The sequence below is a fragment of the Leclercia sp. W17 genome (assembly GCF_003336325.1).
In the GTDB taxonomy this organism is placed as follows: domain Bacteria; phylum Pseudomonadota; class Gammaproteobacteria; order Enterobacterales; family Enterobacteriaceae; genus Enterobacter.
Map to the genome: position 1 here is coordinate 4,714,730 of NZ_CP031101.1, position 19,287 is coordinate 4,734,016.

At 56.6% G+C, this 19,287-nt stretch carries 18 protein-coding genes and 1 pseudogene; 11 read left to right on the forward strand and 8 right to left on the reverse strand.

All coding sequences use genetic code 11. From position 1 onward, the window contains the following. Positions 1 to 342 precede the first annotated feature (342 nt). The 4 genes from fdnG to fdhE are packed head-to-tail and all read left to right on the forward strand — an operon-like array spanning position 343 to position 5,866. Complete coding sequence (fdnG, locus tag DVA44_RS23315; protein WP_139157126.1) at positions 343 to 3,393, forward strand: formate dehydrogenase-N subunit alpha; 3,051 nt, start codon at positions 343 to 345, stop codon at positions 3,391 to 3,393. 12 nt (positions 3,394 to 3,405) lie between these two features. Next, positions 3,406 to 4,308, forward strand: a complete 903-nt coding sequence (gene fdxH, locus DVA44_RS23320) for a formate dehydrogenase subunit beta (protein ID WP_103825279.1) — start codon at positions 3,406 to 3,408, stop codon at positions 4,306 to 4,308. Beyond that, positions 4,305 to 4,940 (forward strand): formate dehydrogenase cytochrome b556 subunit, encoded by a 636-nt coding sequence (gene fdoI / locus DVA44_RS23325; RefSeq protein WP_032615363.1) that lies wholly within the window; start codon positions 4,305 to 4,307, stop codon positions 4,938 to 4,940. Before fdxH ends, fdoI begins: the two co-directional genes overlap by 4 nt. Continuing rightward, complete coding sequence (gene fdhE, locus DVA44_RS23330) at positions 4,937 to 5,866, forward strand: formate dehydrogenase accessory protein FdhE (RefSeq protein ID WP_114388318.1); 930 nt, start codon at positions 4,937 to 4,939, stop codon at positions 5,864 to 5,866. Before fdoI ends, fdhE begins: the two co-directional genes overlap by 4 nt. A gap of 39 nt (positions 5,867 to 5,905) precedes the next feature. Here the strand turns inward: fdhE and DVA44_RS23335 are convergent, their stop codons facing one another. Next, entirely contained in the window at positions 5,906 to 6,277 is a 372-nt protein-coding gene (locus tag DVA44_RS23335) for a PIN domain-containing protein (RefSeq protein WP_114388319.1), read from the reverse strand. A gap of 2 nt (positions 6,278 to 6,279) precedes the next feature. After that, positions 6,280 to 6,522, reverse strand: coding sequence for a CopG family transcriptional regulator (locus DVA44_RS23340; protein WP_114388320.1), 243 nt, complete (start codon positions 6,520 to 6,522; stop codon positions 6,280 to 6,282). Between the two features lie 200 nt (positions 6,523 to 6,722). Here DVA44_RS23340 and DVA44_RS23345 point away from each other — a divergent pair. Both DVA44_RS23345 and DVA44_RS23350 read left to right on the forward strand, forming a co-directional pair. Beyond that, positions 6,723 to 6,938: pseudogene (locus DVA44_RS23345) on the forward strand (alpha/beta hydrolase); the annotation flags it as partial. A gap of 297 nt (positions 6,939 to 7,235) precedes the next feature. After that, positions 7,236 to 7,796 carry an Ail/Lom family outer membrane beta-barrel protein gene (locus tag DVA44_RS23350; RefSeq protein WP_114388321.1) on the forward strand — a complete coding sequence of 187 codons (561 nt, stop codon included), beginning with the start codon at positions 7,236 to 7,238 and terminating at the stop codon, positions 7,794 to 7,796. A 68-nt stretch (positions 7,797 to 7,864) separates the two neighbouring features. Here DVA44_RS23350 and fabY read toward each other — a convergent pair whose 3' ends face one another. The 6 genes from fabY to DVA44_RS23380 all read right to left on the reverse strand — a co-directional run bounded on the left by fabY (position 7,865) and on the right by DVA44_RS23380 (position 12,610). Then, positions 7,865 to 8,806 carry a fatty acid biosynthesis protein FabY gene (gene fabY / locus DVA44_RS23355; RefSeq protein WP_032615389.1) on the reverse strand — a complete coding sequence of 314 codons (942 nt, stop codon included), beginning with the start codon at positions 8,804 to 8,806 and terminating at the stop codon, positions 7,865 to 7,867. A gap of 44 nt (positions 8,807 to 8,850) precedes the next feature. Continuing rightward, entirely contained in the window at positions 8,851 to 9,288 is a 438-nt protein-coding gene (gene dtd / locus DVA44_RS23360; RefSeq protein WP_103177564.1) for a D-aminoacyl-tRNA deacylase, read from the reverse strand. Beyond that, positions 9,285 to 10,166: a virulence factor BrkB family protein gene (locus tag DVA44_RS23365; RefSeq protein WP_114316354.1), complete on the reverse strand. Its 882-nt coding sequence runs from the start codon at positions 10,164 to 10,166 to the stop codon at positions 9,285 to 9,287. The genes dtd and DVA44_RS23365 overlap by 4 nt, the downstream gene beginning before the upstream one ends. Beyond that, entirely contained in the window at positions 10,160 to 10,759 is a 600-nt protein-coding gene (gene yihX, locus DVA44_RS23370) for a glucose-1-phosphatase (protein ID WP_114388322.1), read from the reverse strand. The genes DVA44_RS23365 and yihX overlap by 7 nt, the downstream gene beginning before the upstream one ends. A 119-nt stretch (positions 10,760 to 10,878) precedes the next feature. Next, positions 10,879 to 11,679: a DeoR/GlpR family DNA-binding transcription regulator gene (locus DVA44_RS23375; RefSeq protein WP_103825285.1), complete on the reverse strand. Its 801-nt coding sequence runs from the start codon at positions 11,677 to 11,679 to the stop codon at positions 10,879 to 10,881. 34 nt (positions 11,680 to 11,713) lie between these two features. Further along, complete coding sequence (locus DVA44_RS23380) at positions 11,714 to 12,610, reverse strand: sugar kinase (protein ID WP_114388323.1); 897 nt, start codon at positions 12,608 to 12,610, stop codon at positions 11,714 to 11,716. A 155-nt stretch (positions 12,611 to 12,765) separates the two neighbouring features. On the opposite strand from DVA44_RS23380, the gene yihU reads away from it, so the two are divergent. From yihU to DVA44_RS23405, 5 genes are read left to right on the forward strand one after another with little or no spacing between them, the layout of a single operon-like run. Further along, positions 12,766 to 13,656, forward strand: coding sequence for a sulfolactaldehyde 3-reductase (gene yihU / locus DVA44_RS23385; protein ID WP_103825287.1), 891 nt, complete (start codon positions 12,766 to 12,768; stop codon positions 13,654 to 13,656). A 17-nt stretch (positions 13,657 to 13,673) separates the two neighbouring features. Next, a complete protein-coding gene (gene yihT / locus DVA44_RS23390; RefSeq protein WP_114316351.1) occupies positions 13,674 to 14,549 on the forward strand; it encodes a sulfofructosephosphate aldolase in 876 nt (291 codons plus the stop codon). A 14-nt stretch (positions 14,550 to 14,563) separates the two neighbouring features. After that, positions 14,564 to 15,805, forward strand: coding sequence for a sulfoquinovose isomerase (gene yihS / locus DVA44_RS23395; protein WP_114388324.1), 1,242 nt, complete (start codon positions 14,564 to 14,566; stop codon positions 15,803 to 15,805). 16 nt (positions 15,806 to 15,821) lie between these two features. Next, positions 15,822 to 17,846 carry an alpha-glucosidase gene (locus tag DVA44_RS23400; RefSeq protein ID WP_114388325.1) on the forward strand — a complete coding sequence of 675 codons (2,025 nt, stop codon included), beginning with the start codon at positions 15,822 to 15,824 and terminating at the stop codon, positions 17,844 to 17,846. Between the two features lie 45 nt (positions 17,847 to 17,891). After that, the gene (locus tag DVA44_RS23405; RefSeq protein ID WP_114316348.1) at positions 17,892 to 19,274 is read left to right on the forward strand and encodes an MFS transporter; all 1,383 of its coding nucleotides are present in this window, start codon (positions 17,892 to 17,894) and stop codon (positions 19,272 to 19,274) included. The last annotated feature ends 13 nt before the right edge of the window (positions 19,275 to 19,287 follow it).

Genomic DNA, 19,287 nt, shown 5'->3' on the forward strand with positions numbered 1-19,287 from the left:
GGCGCATAGTATGGATCAATTTTTACCGCCCTGTCCGCGCAACTTTACCTGAGGGACAAACCCGACGCATAAACAGGTTTGTAACAGCTCGGGGGCATCATGTGATCAATATCACATTTTATAATCATCACCGTGATAATACGTTCACTTTGTTTTAACGCCGTTGGAACAAGCGTACCGACATTGTGGTATTCTGATATACCCCTCGTGGAAATGAGGGTTTAACGCAAATTTTCAACTTTGCGGTCAAAAAATCAGCCGTGAAGTAAAACAATAATGACCCCAAATAATTCGCGCGGGCGCGAAGAATGAAGGGTAGCAATGTCGAAACAAGGAGTGACCATGCAGGTCAGCAGAAGGCAGTTCTTTAAGATCTGCGCTGGCGGTATGGCAGGCACCACGGCAGCAGCACTGGGCTTTGCGCCCGGCGTCGCGCTGGCGGAAACGCGGCAGTATAAACTGCTGCGCACCCGCGAAACCCGTAATACCTGTACGTACTGCTCCGTCGGCTGTGGGCTGTTGATGTATAGCCTCGGCGACGGCGCGAAAAACGCCAAAGCATCTATTTTCCATATCGAAGGTGACCCGGATCATCCGGTAAACCGCGGCGCGCTTTGCCCGAAAGGAGCAGGTCTGGTGGATTTCATCCACTCAGAAAGCCGCCTGAAATTCCCGGAATATCGCGCGCCAGGTTCAGATAAATGGCAGCAAATAAGCTGGGAAGAGGCATTTGACCGCATCGCCACACTGATTAAAAAAGATCGCGATGCTAACTTTATTGCCCAGAATGCAGATGGCGTAACGGTAAACCGCTGGCTCTCCACCGGCATGCTGTGCGCCTCGGCCTCCAGCAACGAAACCGGCTATTTAACCCAGAAATTTACGCGCGCACTCGGTATGCTCGCGGTCGACAACCAGGCGCGTGTCTGACACGGACCAACGGTAGCAAGTCTTGCTCCAACATTTGGTCGCGGTGCGATGACCAACCACTGGGTCGACATCAAGAACGCCAACCTTATTGTGGTGATGGGCGGTAACGCCGCTGAAGCGCACCCTGTCGGGTTCCGCTGGGCGATGGAAGCCAAAATCCACAACGGTGCGAAACTGATTGTGATCGATCCCCGCTTTACGCGTACTGCGTCAGTGGCGGATTTCTACACCCCTATTCGTTCAGGTACTGACATCACTTTCCTGTCAGGCGTACTGCTGTACCTGATGACTAACGAAAAATATAACCGCGAATACACCGAAGCCTATACCAACGCCAGCCTGATCGTGCGTGAGGATTACCACTTCGAAGATGGTCTGTTCAGCGGTTATGACGCCGAAAAACGCAAGTACGACAAAACCAGCTGGAACTACGAGCTGGACGAGAACGGCTTTGCGAAACGCGACGCCACCCTGCAACACCCGCGCTGCGTGTGGAACCTGCTGAAAGAGCACGTTTCCCGCTATACGCCGGAGGTGGTGGAAAACATCTGCGGGACGCCGAAAGCGGACTTCCTGAAGGTGTGCGAGATGATCGCTGAAACCAGCGTTCATGATAAAACCGCGTCGTTCCTCTATGCCCTCGGCTGGACGCAACACTCCATCGGCGCGCAGAACATCCGTACCATGGCGATGGTTCAGCTGCTGCTCGGCAACATGGGGATGGCAGGCGGCGGCGTGAACGCCCTGCGCGGCCACTCCAACATTCAGGGTCTGACCGACCTCGGCCTGCTGTCACAAAGCCTGACAGGTTATATGAACCTGCCAAGCGAGAAACAGACCGACCTGCAAACCTACCTGACGGCCAGCACGCCAAAACCGCTGCTCGAAGGCCAGGTGAACTACTGGGGCAACTATCCGAAGTTCTTCGTCTCGATGATGAAAGCCTTCTTCGGCGACAAAGCGACGGCGGAAAACAGCTGGGGCTTTGACTGGCTGCCGAAGTGGGACAAAGGCTACGACGTTCTGCAGTACTTCGAGATGATGCACCAGGGCCAGGTTAACGGCTATATCTGCCAGGGCTTTAACCCGGTTGCCTCGTTCCCGAACAAGAATAAGGTTGTGGCATCCCTGTCAAAACTGAAGTTCCTGGTCACCATTGACCCGCTCAATACCGAGACCTCGACCTTCTGGCAGAACCACGGCGAATCGAACGACGTCGATCCGTCGACGATTCAGACCGAAGTGTTCCGTCTACCATCCACCTGCTTCGCGGAAGAGAACGGCTCTATCGTTAACTCCGGTCGCTGGCTGCAGTGGCACTGGAAGGGTGCAGACGCCCCGGGCATCGCCATGAACGACGGCGAGATCCTGGCCGGTATCTTCTTACGCCTGCGTAAGATGTACGCGGCTGAAGGCGGCGCGAACCCGGAACCGGTGCTGAACATGACCTGGAACTACTCGACGCCGGAGAACCCATCCCCGGAAGAGGTGGCGATGGAGAGCAACGGTAAGGCGCTGGCAGACGTTATCGACCCGGCCACCGGGGCGGTGCTGGCGAAGAAAGGCGATCAGCTGAGTACCTTTGCCCATCTGCGCGACGACGGCACCACCTCCAGCGGCTGCTGGATCTTTGCCGGTAGCTGGACGCCGAAAGGCAACCAGATGGCTAACCGCGATAACGCCGACCCGTCGGGCCTCGGCAATACGCTGGGCTGGGCATGGTCGTGGCCGCTGAACCGCCGCATTCTCTATAACCGTGCCTCTGCTGACCCGCAGGGCAACCCGTGGGATCCGAAGCGTCAGCTGCTGAAGTGGGACGGCGCGAAGTGGGGCGGCGTGGATATTCCGGACTACAGCACCGCGCCTCCGGGCAGCGATGTCGGGCCGTTTATCATGCAGCCTGAAGGGATGGGACGCCTGTTTGCTATCGATAAGATGGCGGAAGGGCCGTTCCCGGAACACTACGAGCCGTTTGAGACGCCGCTGGGCACCAACCCGCTGCACCCGAACGTGGTCTCTAACCCGGCCGCCCGTATCTTTAAGAGCGATTTCGAGGCGCTGGGCAAAAAAGACAAGTTCCCGTATGTGGGCACCACTTACCGTCTGACCGAGCACTTCCACTACTGGACCAAGCACGCGCTGCTGAACGCCATCGCGCAGCCGGAGCAGTTTGTGGAGATCGGCGAGAAGCTGGCGAACAAGCTCGGCATCGCCCATGGCGACACCGTGAAGGTCTCCTCTAACCGCGGCTACATCAAGGCCAAGGCGGTGGTGACCAAGCGTATTCGCACGCTGAACGTTCACGGTCAGCAGGTGGATACCATCGGTATTCCGATTCACTGGGGTTATGAGGGCGTGGCGAAGAAAGGGTTTATTGCCAACACCCTGACGCCGTTCGTCGGCGATGCGAACACGCAGACGCCGGAGTTTAAGGCCTTCCTCGTGAACGTGGAAAAGGTGTAACGGAGACGACTTATGGCTTATCAATCGCAAGACATCATTCGTCGTTCCGCGACTAACGGGTTCACCCCCGCGCCCCAGGCGCGGGACCACCAGCAGGAAGTGGCGAAGCTTATCGACGTAACCACCTGTATCGGCTGTAAAGCCTGTCAGGTGGCCTGTTCAGAGTGGAACGACATCCGTGACGAAGTGGGTCACAACGTCGGGGTTTATGATAACCCCGCCGACCTGACCGCCAAGTCCTGGACGGTAATGCGCTTCTCGGAAGTGGAGCAGAACGACAAACTGGAATGGCTGATCCGCAAAGATGGCTGTATGCACTGTGCGGATCCGGGCTGCCTGAAGGCGTGTCCGTCGGAAGGGGCGATCATTCAGTATGCTAACGGCATCGTCGACTTCCAGTCTGAGCAGTGCATCGGCTGCGGCTACTGCATCGCGGGCTGCCCGTTCGACGTGCCGCGCATGAACCCGGAAGACAACCGCGTCTACAAATGCACGCTGTGCGTCGACCGCGTTAACGTCGGCCAGGAGCCGGCATGCGTGAAGACCTGCCCGACCGGCGCGATCCACTTTGGCTCCAAAGAGGATATGAAAACCCTGGCGGGCGAGCGTGTGGCCGAACTGAAAACCCGAGGTTACGACAACGCAGGTCTGTACGATCCGGCCGGTGTTGGCGGTACGCACGTGATGTACGTGCTGCACCACGCCGACAAGCCGAATCTGTACCACGGCCTGCCGGAGAACCCGGAGATCAGCGCGACCGTGAAGTTCTGGAAAGGTATCTGGAAGCCGCTGGCCGCGGTGGGCTTTGCTGCCACCTTCGCCGCGAGTATCTTCCACTACGTGGGTGTCGGTCCGAACCGTGCGGAAGAGGAAGAGGACAACCTGCATGAAGAGAAAGACGAGGTGCGCAAATGAAAAGACGTGACACCATCGTGCGCTACACGGCGCCGGAACGTATCAACCACTGGGTCACCGCCTTCTGCTTCATGCTGGCGGCGATAAGCGGACTGGGGTTCTTCTTCCCCTCCTTCAACTGGCTGATGCAGATCCTGGGTACGCCGCAGCTGGCGCGCATCCTGCACCCGTTCGTGGGTGTGGTGATGTTTGCCTCGTTCATCATCATGTTTTTCCGTTACTGGCACCATAACCTAATCAATCGGGATGATATCTTTTGGGCGAAGAATATTCGTAAGATCGTCGTCAACGAGGAAGTAGGTGATACCGGGCGTTATAACTTCGGCCAGAAATGCGTATTCTGGGCGGCGATTATCTTCCTGGTCCTGTTGCTGGTCAGCGGCGTGATCATCTGGCGTCCGTACTTTGCGCCTGCTTTCTCAATCCCGGTGATCCGATTTGCGTTAATGCTGCATTCATTTGCCGCAGTAGCGTTAATTGTGGTTATCATGGTGCATATCTACGCCGCCCTCTGGGTGAAAGGCACCATTACCGCGATGGTGGAAGGCTGGGTTACCAAAACGTGGGCGAAGAAACATCACCCGCGCTGGTACCGCGAAGTCCGCCAGAAACAGGAAAAGTCATCTGAATGAGTATTCGCATAATCCCGCAAGATGAGCTGGGTTCGAGCGAGAAACGCACGGCGGAAGTGATTCCGCCGTTACTGTTCCCCAGACTAAAAAACCTCTACAACCGCCGCGCGGAACGCCTGCGTGAGCTGGCAGAGAACAACCCGCTTGGCGACTATCTGCGCTTTGCGGCGCTGATCGCCCACGCCCAGGAAGTGGTGCTGTACGACCATCCGCTGCAGATGGACCTGACCGCGCGCATCAAAGAGGCGAGCGAGCAGGGCAAACCACCGCTGGATATCCACGTTCTGCCGCGCGATAAGCACTGGCATAAGCTGCTGCACTCCCTGATTGCCGAGCTGAAGCCTGAGATGAGCGGCCCGGCGCTGGCGGTGATCGAGAATCTTGAGAAAGCCTCCGAGCAGGAGCTGGAGCAGATGGCGAGCGCGCTGTTTGCCTCTGATTTTGCCTCGGTCAGCAGCGATAAAGCCCCGTTCATCTGGGCTGCCCTGTCGCTCTACTGGGCGCAAATGGCGAGCCTCATCCCGGGTAAAGCCCGCGCTGAATATGGTGAAGCCCGCCAGTTCTGTCCGGTGTGCGGTTCAATGCCGGTCTCCAGCATGGTGCAAATCGGTACCACTCAGGGGCTGCGCTACCTGCACTGCAACCTGTGTGAAACCGAGTGGCACGTGGTGCGCGTGAAATGCAGCAACTGTGAACAGACCCGCGATCTGCACTACTGGTCGCTGGAAAATGAACAGTCCGCGGTGAAAGCCGAGAGCTGCGGCGACTGCGGCACCTACCTGAAGATTTTGTATCAGGAAAAAGACCCGAAAGTGGAGGCCGTCGCCGACGATCTTGCCACGCTGATACTGGACGCCAAAATGGAGCAGGAGGGCTTTGCCCGCAGCTCTATTAACCCGTTCCTGTTCCCGGGTGAAGGGGAGTAATCTCCTGTGAGAGTGCCGGGCGGCGCAAGCTTGCCCGGCCTACAGTTGATAGGGCGAAACCACCCCTGCTATACCTGCAAAGTCTTTGGTATTGCGTGAAATTAACGGGCAGTTTCTGTTCTGAGCTGTGGCCAGAATAATGGCATCAGGAAGTTTCATCCCATGCTTCTCGCGGAGCAATACACTTCTTTCAGCAATCTCACGCGTAATATCGATAATCTCGAAAGCGCCCATAACTGCCGCCGTTTTCGCCTCATGACCGTGCCTGCGAGCCCCTACCATGACTTCCATCCAGGTGATGAGGCTAATAGTCCGGTGCGACGCAGCACTTTCAATTGCATTTGCAGCTTCAATCCGGTTATTAAAGAGATCGATGAGAATATTGGTATCAAACACCGCCATGTGTTCCACTTTTACCACTCCTCACGTAGCTTACGTTCGTAGTCAAGCCCGTCTTCTTGCTGGTTACCCCATAGACCCAGCGCATCACGAATGACCGAGACACTCTGTTGATCGAGATACTGCTCTATTGCTTCCCGTAATAATTCAGCGCGCGGCTGGTTCCGCAGCTGCTTCAGATTATCGAGCCGCTGAATAACGTCATCCGACAAATCGATCAGTATTCTGCCCATATCAATATTCACCGATAAACTCATATATCACTCCAGTATATCATCTATGGTTAATTTTCAGGCAAAATACACCTTATTAATTTATGGTTAAAGTAAATTGCGATAACGGAAAACGCATTTGCGAGCCGCTTTCCAGATTCTTATCCTCATCACAATCCTCTGTTTTCATCTGCATAAAACCAGGCTATAACGCTGTGTATCCATACAGGAAAAGGGAGGCATCTATGGCAATGGAAAAAGGTATTAATAGACTGGTTCAGGAATTTATCGCCGCAGGGCGACCTTCTTCTCGTCGCCAGAATATTGATGACCGGAGAGCGGGTTACGTTGCCAGTACGGTGCTTGCCGGAGAGAAAGAAACCTGTGTACAGGTAGCAACGCTTGAACTCGACGGAATTATTTTTCGCATATTCTCACCGCTCAATGCACCCGCAACGCTGGTCTGGCGTGATCCACGGCTTCTTTCAACTGGGTGGGATTAGCCAGGCTGCCCGGGATGTTACTCAGGATATAGCCTGGCGAGCGAGTACCGCAGCAGGGTCTCTGCATGGTGAGCAGACAAAGAAAACGAATTAAGAAAACCGATACTAACAATAAAGCAATTATGGTTTGCAGCCTCAAAATCTGAACAGCAAAATTAATCGCCAAAACAATGTGATAAAGAATAAATAATCATCACATTCACTTCGTACTATCACTATTAAATATCTCACTTCTTTGATTAATGGATTATATCAATGAATAAATTTTCTCTGGCGGTTTTACTGACAGCCTCTCTGACCAGCAGTCTGGCCGTTGCAAATAATCACACATTTTCTGTTGGCTTTGCGCACAGCGAGGCAACCGATTTTGACAATCTGAACGGCGTAAACGTCCAGTATCGGTATGAATTCAATTCACCTGTCAGCCTTCTGGGATCTTTCTCCTGGATGAAAGCGAACACAAAGCAGGATTATTTAGTGGCCCGCGATGTAGTTCATAATGATATAGACGTAAATTACTATTCTTTGCTGGCTGGACCGGCGTACCGCATCAATGACTATATTTCACTTTATGCCATTGGCGGCGCGGCATGGGTGAAGGCATCCGGGAATACCCGCTGGGTGAATTATGGTAATAATGAAGTCAATCACGACGGTATTTCCGAGAAATCTGCGTCTTTCGCCTGGGGAGTGGGAATGGTGATGAATCCTTCCGACACCCTTTCGGTTAATATTGGTTATGAAGGCACAAAAGCCAGTATGGATCGCGACTATTCGATTAATGGCTTTAACGTGGGCATAGGCTATCGTTTTTAAGCCATCAAACTGATGATGTGAAAATGAGAGTTACCCCTTTTACTACGGGTAACTCTCGAACCCGGACACTACTCCTCCTCGTTCCCCCCCTCCTCGTACGCGCCATACGGCTTCGCAGGAAGAACGATATAGGTCCCTTCAAACACCGCGCCCGGCGTTTCATCGCCGAACAGTTCGACCTGCATCTGCACACGTGCCTTGCGGCCTCGCGCCAGGCGGTCGAGATCGCCACCCAGGGCCCCCAGGTCGGCGACTGCGCTCGGCTTGCCGCTGATTGGCGCGCTGTAGCGGATATGGGCGTCGGCCAGAATAATGGTGCCGCCCAGATGGCGCTCGCGCAGCATGAGCCAGATAAGCCCCCAGCCGGTGAGCGTCGCCAGCGAGAAGAGGCTGCCGGCAAACAGAGTGTGGTGCGGGTTCTGGTTGCCGATCTCCGGCATGGTGGTGATAAATTTTTGCCCGGTGTACTGCTGAATGCGCACCCCCATCTTTTCGCTCAGGGGGATGTGCTGATACCAGGCCTGCTGTAGCTGACCACACCAGTCGGCGCGGTGCAGAATATCATCCAGCGAGGCGATGGGTTTGATCATCAAAAAATGACGAATCGGGGTGGTTTGCGGGGTGGTGATTTCGCCCTGGTTTATAAAACCCAGCTTGGCAAAAAACTCTACCGCGTCTTCGCGCGCGCTACAGGTGACGCGCTTAACACCCTCCTGGCGGGCTACGGACTCCAGAGTCATCGCCATTAATGTGCCCAGACCTTTATCCTGCACGGAAGGATGCACCGCCATAAAGCGGATAGAGGCTTCATTATCGGCATTGATATAGAGTCGCCCCACCGCGACAAGATTGCCCTCTTCATCCATCACCATCTGGTGATGCGCCATCGCGTCCCAGGCGTCGCGTTCCGACCCTTTCGGCTGATGTAATGGCTTACGTAACATCTCCCAGCGGAACTGGTAGTAAAGCGCTAACTCTTCTTCTGTCTGCGGTACTCGAAGGTGATACATAGCTGTACTCTCTCTGGTTACCCGCGGCCATACCGTCAGCTCACTCATATCTGGAGCCAGAAAGTGACAGGGCCATCATTTACCAGCGAAACCTGCATATCCGCAGCGAATCGTCCGGTCTGTGTATGCATCTCTTGCTGGCGGCAACGCTCAACAAAGTATTCATAGAGCGCTTCTGCCCGATCCGGCGCCGCCCCTTTAGAAAAGCTGGGGCGCATGCCGCGCTCGGTATCAGCTGCCAGCGTAAATTGTGACACCACCAGCACGCTGCCACCCGCCTGCTGGACGTTAAGGTTCATCTTGCCATCCGCATCGCTGAAGATGCGGTAACCCAACACGCGCTCGCATAAGCGGTTGGCTTTTTGCTCGTCGTCATCCCTTTCGACACCTAACAGGACTAAAAGTCCCGGACCAATTTCACCCGTCACTTCCCCCTCCACGGTGACGCTGGCACGGGTTACGCGCTGAATCAATGCAATCATGGTTGGTCTGCTTCTCGTTGTTTTTCGGCTTCTGCTGCTTTTTTTAGCTCGCGGTATACCCCGAGAGTGACAGTAATTTCTGCGCCAAGCAAGACGATACACCACGTCCAGTAAACCCAGAGGAACAAAATCGGGATCACCGCCAGCACGCCATAAATCAGTTGATAGGAGGGGAACATGGTGATGTAAAGCGCGAATCCTTTCTTGCCCAGTTCAAACAGCAGAGCGGCAACCAGCGCGCCCACCATCGCATCCCGGTTAGGCACGCGCGTCGTCGGCACAATACTGTATAGCAGCCAGAAAGCGAGCCAGGAGAGGAACAGCGGAAAGATCCGCAGCACATCGTCAATCACGCTGTTGAGATCGCTGGCCCAACGCAAAGAGAGCAGATAGGAACTGATCGCCAGACTGGCTCCAGCCAGTAATGGCCCCAGGGTCAGGATCATCCAGTAGACCGCAAACGAGTAAACTTTAGGCCGTGCGCGGGTACTGCGCCAGATAGTATTCAGGGCACTATCAATGGCATACATCAGCAACAGCGCGGTGACAATAAGGCCCACCGCCCCGACCGCCGTCATCTTGCTGGAGTTAGCAACAAACTGCTCAATATAGTTCTGGATGACATCCCCGGTTGCCGGCATAAAGTTGGCAAAGACAAAATGCCGCAGCTGCAGGCTGACATCCGAAAACATCGGAAAGGCGGCGAAAAGCGCAAAGATGACCGCCACCAGCGGCACCAGAGATAGCAACGACACGTAGGCAAGGTTGCCTGCCAGCGTGGTCATGTTGTCCTCATCGATGCGGTGCCAGAGGAGTTTTAGCCACGCACGTAGCGGCCTGGTATGGTGGCTGGCTTTTTGATGAACGTTTTTTAGCATAACTGCTTCGCAAAGTAGTCGGGTATCGTCTGCTTTCCGGTCACCAGAATTGACGTGATACCTGCCTGGTTAGCTCCCTCTATATTATCGACGTTATCGTCAAAAAAGACGGCATCGGCGGCAGAGAATCCTTCCGCCTGCAGAACGGCCTGATAGATGCGCGCCTCCGGCTTACGCATTCCCATCTCCTGAGAGAGATAGATCTTGTCCGCAGCCGCTTTCACTTCGGGATACTCTTCCGGCCAGAAGGTGGTGTGCAGTCGATTGGTGTTGGAAAGCACCACCACCCGATGCCCCTGCTCGCGCAGTTTGTGCATGATGGCAATCACTTCAGGGCGGATACCGACAAAGACCGCCTGCCATCCATGGGAAAATTGCTCGTAACTGAGGGGGAGGGCCATCTCATGGCAGAGCTTTTCGGCAAAAACTTCATCCGAAATCTCGCCGCGCTCATGCTGATGAAAAGCCTCGCCCATCGTAAAACTTTGTTTAAGCGTCGCCAGCGGCACGCGACTGAAATTACTCCAGGCGCCCAGCACGCGATTGAAGTCGATATCGACAATTACGTTTCCTAAATCAAAGATATAGAGCATTTATCTCTCCTTGTTTGCCGTGAAAAGTAACTGTAGCGGGAATGGAGATGTTTGGCTATGCGCCAGCTTCAGCTTAAAGAAAGGAACGGCCCAACGATCACCGTCGGACCGGGAGAGGGTTAACCCGCCTGCTGTTCGTCGTTTGAATTGACTTCAATAACTTCAACTTTGCTCGATTTAAGGTGCGTTTGCAGCGCGGAGCCGGGTAGCTCGTCGGTAAAGAGCGCCGTCGTCTGCGCGACGTTACCAATTTCAACCGCAGCAGAGGCGTGATATTTCGTATGATCGGCCGCCAATAAGATGTGCCGGGCGTGGGCCATCATGGTTTTCACCACGCTGGCTTCATTGACATCGAACTCCATCATCGCGCCGTCTTGCTCAATCGCGCCGACGCTGGTCACCAGATAATCTGCGCGAAAGCCAGAGACGAACGCCGTGGCGGCAGGCCCGATAATGCCTCCATTGTGTGGGCGCAGCGTGCCGCCGGGGACCATCACCTCAAAGCGCGGGTTCTTATAAAGAATGTGCGCCACCCGCAGGCTGTTGGTGATGATGCGCAGATGATTATGGTTGAGCAGCGCCCGGGCAACGTGCTCTACCGTCGTGCCAATGGTAATAAAAATGGTCGAGCCATCGGGAATGTAGTCGGCAATGGCTTCGGCTATCGCCCGCTTCTCTTCGGTCATGGAGACTTCGCGCTGCTCGAAGGCGGTGTTAACCACGCTGGATGCCCTGCCCGCGCCGCCATGATGACGCGTGATCAGCCCCTGCTGACTCAGCTTGCGAATATCCCGGCGCACCGTTTGCGTGGAGACATCCAGCAGTTGCGCCAGTTCATCAATGTTCATATAGCCACGGTCGGCAATCAGCGTTAGCAGCTGATCGTGACGCGGGTTGCCGGTCAGTTCGGTAAGGCTCATGGGCTGTCCTCTGAAAACCATCACGCCCCGCATTTTATACAAAAAGTGACAAAAAAGAGCGGGTTTGATCACAGTCGGGTATACCAGCCCTCCCGCCAGGCTTCGTGCATTTCAGTGCTGCAACAGCGCTGGCGAAGCGTACCGCTTCCGACGGGGATCGCTTTTGCCCCAGGCGGACCGCCAGCGCACCGTGGAAAACATCCCCCGCCCCGGTGGTATCAACCACCTCTACCTCAAAGCCAGGCTGATGACATAGCGCGCCGTTCTCCAGCCAGAAGCAACCGTCTCGCCCCTGCGTGACATACACATGTCCATTTGTGAGCGTTTGTGCTTTTTTCAGCGCCTCTTCGACTTCATCCCGCTGCGTTAAACGCCGCAGACCCGGCGCAGAGAAGGCTGCGTGATCGCTTAAGGTAATCAGCTCCGCGATATCCTGCGGGGTGACATCCGCATCAAGCAGGGTCGGCACGCCCTGCTGGCGGGCAAGGGTAAACGCCTCTCTGGCCCCCTCATGCCAGCGCACGTCTGCTAATACGACATCCCACTGAGATAAGTCGATTTCGTGCAGCCAGTCTGCCGAAGCAGGGAGATCCGGGCTGGGATAGTTGGCAATAACGCGTTCCCCGCCTGCATCCACCAGCACGGCGGACTGGGACGAGCGGGCACCTTTCACGACGCGCGTATAGCGGGTATTCACCCCCAGGGATTCCAGCTCCGTGAGCAATCTTGTCCCGGTATCGTCGTCCCCCACCCGGCCAATAAAATCCACTTCCGCGCCCAGTTTTGCCGCCGCCACCGCCGCGGTTGCTGCCGGGCCGCCGCCCACTTCCGTATAATTTTTTGCGACATATTTCCCACCTTCCTTTGGTAAATCATCGAGATACCAGATGCGATCCAGCACGGTGATGCCGACACAAACGATGCGAGTCATGGTGATTCCTTCTGCGTTTTCTGTTGCTCTCATTTTAATTTCACCAAATGTTTAAAAAGTGACCCATGTCTATTTTTTGACTATAAATTACAAATACGATCAAAAACAGACAACATTAACGCGCAGAAATTGACACGATATGACAGGAGAGAGGCATGTCAGCAATCGCATTTATCGGTTTAGGGCAGATGGGCGCGCCAATGGCGAAGAATCTGTTGAAGCAAGGCCACCAGCTTCAGGTCTTTGATGTGAACCCGCAGGCGGTTCAGACGCTGGTTGCAAGCGGTGCCCAGGCGGCGGCAACGCCCGCGCAGGCCGCAACGGATGCCGAATTCGTTATCACCATGCTGCCCAACGGTGACCTGGTACGCAGCGTACTGTTCGGCGAGCACGGCGTGTGCGAAGGGTTATCCCGCGACGCGCTGGTGATCGATATGTCCACCATTCATCCCCTGCAAACCGACGCCCTGATCCGTGACATGGCTGAACGCGGCTTCAGCCTGATGGATGTGCCCGTCGGGCGCACGTCAGACCATGCCATCGCCGGCACGCTGCTCCTGCTGGCAGGCGGTACGGCGCAGCAGGTTGAGCGCGCCACGCCCGTCTTAATGGCGATGGGCAATGAGCTGATTAACGCCGGCGGGCCGGGCATGGGCATCCGCGTGAAGCTCATCAATAACTACATGAGTATCGCCCTGAACGCCCTCTCCGCCGAGGCGGCCGTGCTGTGTGAAGCGCTCGGCCTCTCCTTTGACGTGGCGCTGAAGGTGATGAGCGGCACCCCTGCGGGCAAAGGCCACTTCACCACCTCCTGGCCGAACAAGGTGCTGAAAGGGGATCTATCCCCTGCCTTCATGATCGACCTTGCACATAAAGATCTGGGGATCGCCCTGGACGTGGCTAACCAGCTCCACGTCCCGATGCCGCTGGGCGCCGCCTCCCGCGAAGTTTACAACCAGGCACGCGCCGCCGGGCGCGGGCGCGAAGACTGGACAGCCATTCTCGAACAGGTTCGCGCATCCGCCGGGCTGAAAAAATCACACTGATACGAAAGGACTGAGGAATGACGATGTACACCCTGAAAGATATCACCCGACCTTCCGGCGGTTTTGCCATGCTGGCCGTCGATCAGCGCGAAGCGATGCGCCTGATGTTTGCCGCGTCAGGCGCGCCGGTGCCGGTAACTGACCAGCACCTCACGGATTTTAAAGTCAACGCGGCGAAAATTCTGTCGCCATACGCCTCTGCGATCCTCGTCGACCAGCAGTTCTGCTATCGCCAGATCGTGGAGCAGCAGGCGGTTGCGAAAAGCTGCGCGATGATTGTGGCCGCCGACGAGTTTATTCCGGGGAACGGTATTCCTGTCGACAGCGTGGTGATCGACAAGAACGTCGACGCGCAGGCGGTCAAACGCGATGGCGGCAAGGCGCTGAAGCTGCTGGTGCTGTGGCGCAGCGACGAAGATCCGCAGCAGCGTCTGGAGATGGTGAAGGCGTTCAACACGCTGTGTCACGACAACGGTCTGTTGAGCATTATCGAGCCGGTGGTGCGTCCGCCGCGCCGCGGTGACGCGTTTAACCGCGAGCAGGCGATTATCGACGCGGCCAAAGAGCTGGGAGACAGCGGTGCCGATCTCTACAAAGTGGAGATGCCGCTGTTTGGCAAAGGCACGCAGCAGGCGCTGCTGGCGGCCTCGCAGAAGCTCAACGAACAGATCAACATGCCCTGGGTGATCCTCTCCTCCGGCGTGGACGACAAGCTCTTCCCGCGCGCCGTAAGCGTGGCGATGCAGGCGGGGGCATCGGGCTTTTTAGCCGGTCGCGCCGTCTGGTCATCGGTAATTGGCCTGCCGGACACCGAGCTGATGCTCCGCGATATTTCTGTACCGAAACTGCAGCGTCTGGGCGAGATCGTCGACGAAATGATGGCCCGCCGCTAAGAGAGGATCCGAATATGAAATGGTTTAACACTCTGAGCCATAACCGCTGGCTCGAACAAGAGACCGACCGCATTCTCGACTTCGGCAAAAACGCCGCCGTCCCCACCGGCTTTGGCTGGCTGGGCAATAACGGCCAGGTTCGCAGCGATATGGGCACCCATCTGTGGATCACCGCCCGTATGCTGCACGTCTACGCGGTGGCGGCCAACATGGGGCGCCCGGGTGCATACGCCCTGGTTGAGCACGGCATCAATGCCCTGAACGGTCCGCTGCGCGACAAACAGCACGGCGGCTGGTACGCCTGCGTTAACGATGAAGGGGTGATAGATGCCTCCAAGCAGGGCTATCAGCACTTCTTCGTGCTGCTCGGCGCAGCGAGTGCCGTTACTACCGGACACCCGCAGGCACGCAAGCTGCTGGACGACGCCATTGAGGTGATTGAGCGCTACTTCTGGAGCGAACAGGAACAGATGTGTCTGGAATCCTGGGACGAAGCCTTCAGCAAAACGGAAGATTACCGTGGCGGCAACGCCAACATGCACGCAGTGGAAGCCTTCCTCATCGTCTATGACGTCACCCACGATCGCAAATGGCTCGATCGCGCCCTGCGCATCGCCTCGGTGATTATTCACGACGTGGCGCGCAAGGGTGAGTATCGCGTTAACGAGCATTTTGACACCAACTGGAACCCGATCCGCGACTACAACATCGATAATCCCGCCCACCGTTTTCGCGCCTACGGCGGTACGCCGGGACACTGGATTGAGTGGGGCCGTCTGATGCTGCATCTGCGCGCCGCGCTGGAAGCCCGCTTTGAAACCCCGCCGGCGTGGCTGCTAGAAGATGCAAAAGGACTGTTCCACGCCACCATCCGCGATGCCTGGGCGCCGGAAGGGGCCGACGGCTTCGTCTACTCCGTCGGCTGGGACGGCAAGCCTATCGTGCGCGAACGCGTGCGCTGGCCGATCGTCGAGGCGATGGGCACGGCCTATGCCCTCTATACCGTGACCGGCGAGGCACAGTACGAAGCCTGGTATCAGAAATGGTGGGATTACTGCAGCAAATACCTGATGGATTACGAGAACGGTTCCTGGTGGCAGGAGCTGGATGCCAATAACGAAGTGACCACTAAGGTCTGGGACGGCAAGCAGGATATTTACCATCTGCTGCACTGCCTGGTGATCCCGCGCTTACCGCTGGCGCCAGGGTTAGCCCCAGCCGTTGCCGCCGGCTTACTGGATAGCCAGGCCAAATAATAAAAACGGAGATCTTATGCGTACCCTACACGATATTGATTTGAAAACTCACGATCGCGGTTTCACCCTGCACTGGCAGGATCGCCTGATTTTATCCCATTCGCCCGACGCCCCCTGCCTGTGGATCGGCGCAGGCGTTGCCGATATTGAGATGTTCCGCGGCAATTTCAGCATTCAGGATAAGCTCAACGAAAAGATTGCCCTTACCGACGCGACCGTCACGCAGCAAAAGGCGGGCTGGGCGATCCGCTTCACCCGTGGCGATGCGGTAAGCGCCACGCTGCTGGTGGATCTTGATACGGAAGGCCGCCTGACGTTAAAGCTCAAAAATGATGCCACCAGCCATAATCGTATCTGGCTGCGGCTGGCGGCACAGCCTGAAGATCATATCTACGGCTGCGGGGAGCAGTTCTCCTACTTCGACCTGCGCGGCAAGCCGTTCCCGCTGTGGACCAGCGAACAGGGCGTGGGCCGCAATAAGCAGACTTACGTGACCTGGCAGGCCGACTGCAAAGAGAACGCGGGCGGGGATTACTACTGGACCTTCTTCCCGCAACCCACCTTTGTGAGCACCCAGAAGTACTACTGCCACGTGGATAACAGCTGCTACATGAACTTCGACTTCAGCGCGCCGGACTTCCACGAACTGGCGTTCTGGGAAGATAACGCCACGCTGCGCTTCGAATGTGCGGAAAGCTACGTCGATCTGCTGGAAAAGCTCACCGGCCTGCTGGGGCGTCAGCCGGAGCTGCCGGACTGGGTTTACGACGGGGTGACGCTGGGTATTCAGGGCGGCACCGACGTATGCCAGCAGAAGCTCGACCTCATGCGCCAGGGCGGCGTGAAGGTGAACGGCATCTGGGCGCAGGACTGGTCCGGCATCCGCATGACCTCCTTCGGCAAACGCGTGATGTGGAACTGGAAGTGGAACAGCGAGCTCTATCCGCAGCTTGATGAGCGTATTGCGCAGTGGAAACAGGAAGGGGTGCAGTTCCTCTCCTATATCAACCCCTACGTCGCCAGCGATAAAGACCTCTGCGAAGAGGCGGCAAAACGCGGCTATCTGACCAAAGACGCCGACGGCAAGGATTACCACGTCGAGTTCGGCGAGTTCTACGCGGGCGTTATCGACCTGACCAACCCGGAAGCCTACGGCTGGTACAAAGAGGTGATTAAAAAGAACCTGATCGAGCTGGGTTGCGGCGGCTGGATGGCCGATTTCGGGGAATATCTGCCAACCGATACTTTCCTGCACAACGGCGTCAGCGCGGAGATCATGCATAACGCCTGGCCTGCCCTGTGGGCGAAATGTAACTACGAGGCGCTGGAAGAGACCGGCAAGCTCGGCGAGATCCTGTTCTTTATGCGCGCAGGTTACACCGGCAGCCAGAAACACTCGGTGATGATGTGGGCGGGAGATCAGAACGTCGACTGGAGCCTGGACGACGGTCTGGCGTCCGTCGTACCTGCTGCGCTCTCGCTGGCGATGACCGGCCACGGCCTGCATCACAGCGACATCGGCGGCTATACCACCCTGTTCGAGATGAAACGCAGCAAAGAGCTGCTGCTGCGCTGGTGCGATTTCAGCGCCTTTACGCCGATGATGCGTACCCACGAAGGCAACCGCCCTGGCGATAACTGGCAGTTCGATGGCGACGCTGAAACCATCGCACACTTCGCGCGCATGACCACCGTCTTCACCACCCTGAAGCCCTATATCAAAGCCGCCGTCGCGCAGAATGCGAAAAGCGGCCTGCCGGTGATGCGTCCGCTGTTCCTGCACTACGAGGACGACGCACGCGCCTACACGCTGAAATACCAGTATCTGTTTGGCCGCGATCTGCTGGTGGCGCCCGTGTATGAAGAGGGGCGCCATGACTGGTCGCTCTATCTGCCGCAGGACAGCTGGGTGAATGCGTGGACGGGTGAAACCTGCCAGGGCGGTGACATAACCGTTGATGCCCCGCTCGGCAAACCGCCGGTCTTCTATCGCCAGCAAAGCGAATGGGCAGATCTGTTTAGCACCTTACGTCATATCTGATAAGGCTCGCCCGCGGGGAAACCTGCGGGCAGACGGAGAACAATAATGAGTCAACATACTTCTGATCCGGCAACCCTGCGCCTGCCGTTTAAAGAAAAACTCGCCTACGGGATGGGCGATCTCGGCTCTAACATCCTGCTGGATATCGGCACGCTCTATCTGCTGAAGTTCTACACCGATGTGCTGGGCCTGCCGGGGACCTACGGCGGGATCATCTTCCTGATTGCCAAGTTCTTTACCGCCTTCACCGACATGGGCACCGGGATCATGCTCGACGCCCGGCGCAAGATCGGCCCGAAAGGAAAATTCCGCCCGTTCGTACTGTATGCCGCCTTCCCGGTGACGCTGCTGGCGATTGCCAACTTCGTCGGTACGCCGTTTGAAATCACCGGCAAAACGGTGATGGCAACGGTGCTGTTCATGCTGTACGGCCTGTTCTTCAGCATGATGAACTGCTCTTACGGCGCGATGGTGCCCGCCATTACCAAAAACCCGGACGAGCGCGCCTCGCTGGCCGCCTGGCGTCAGGGTGGTGCCACGCTTGGCCTGCTGCTCTGTACCGTGGGCTTTGTCCCGGTAATGAACCTGATTGAGGGCAATGACCAACTTGGCTATATCTTTGCCGCCACCCTTTTCTCGCTGTTCGGGCTGTTCTTTATGTGGTGGTGCTATAAGGGCGTGACCGAGCGTTACGTCGAGACGCAGCCTGCTAATCCGGCGCAAAAACCGGGACTGTTGCAGTCGTTTCGCGCCATTGCCGGGAACCGTCCGCTGTTTATTCTCTGCATCGCCAACCTGTGCACGCTGGGTGCCTTTAACGTCAAGCTCGCCATTCAGGTCTACTACACGCAGTACGTGCTGAACGACCCGATCCTGCTGTCGTACATGGGCTTCTTCAGTATGGGCTGTATTTTTATCGGCGTCTTTATGATGCCCGGCGCGGTGCGGCGCTTCGGCAAGAAAAAGGTCTATATCACCGGGCTGATGATTTGGGTGGCGGGCGATCTGCTCAACTACTTCTTCGGCGGCGGCTCCGTGAGCTTTGTGGCGTTCTCCTGTCTGGCCTTCTTTGGCTCCGCGTTTGTGAACAGCCTGAACTGGGCGCTGGTGTCCGATACCGTGGAATACGGCGAGTGGCGCACCGGCGTGCGCTCCGAGGGGACGGTCTACACCGGCTTTACCTTCTTCAGGAAGGTTTCCCAGGCACTGGCGGGCTTCTTCCCGGGGATCATGCTCACGCAGATCGGCTATGTGCCCAACGTGGTGCAATCCGCCGGGACCGTTGAAGGGCTGCGGCAGCTGATATTTATCTACCCCAGCCTGCTGGCGGTCATCACCATTGTGGCGATGGGTTGCTTCTACAACCTCAACGAGAAGATGTATGTGCGCATCGTGGAAGAGATCGAGCTGCGCAAACGTACGGCATAACTGACTTGAGCGA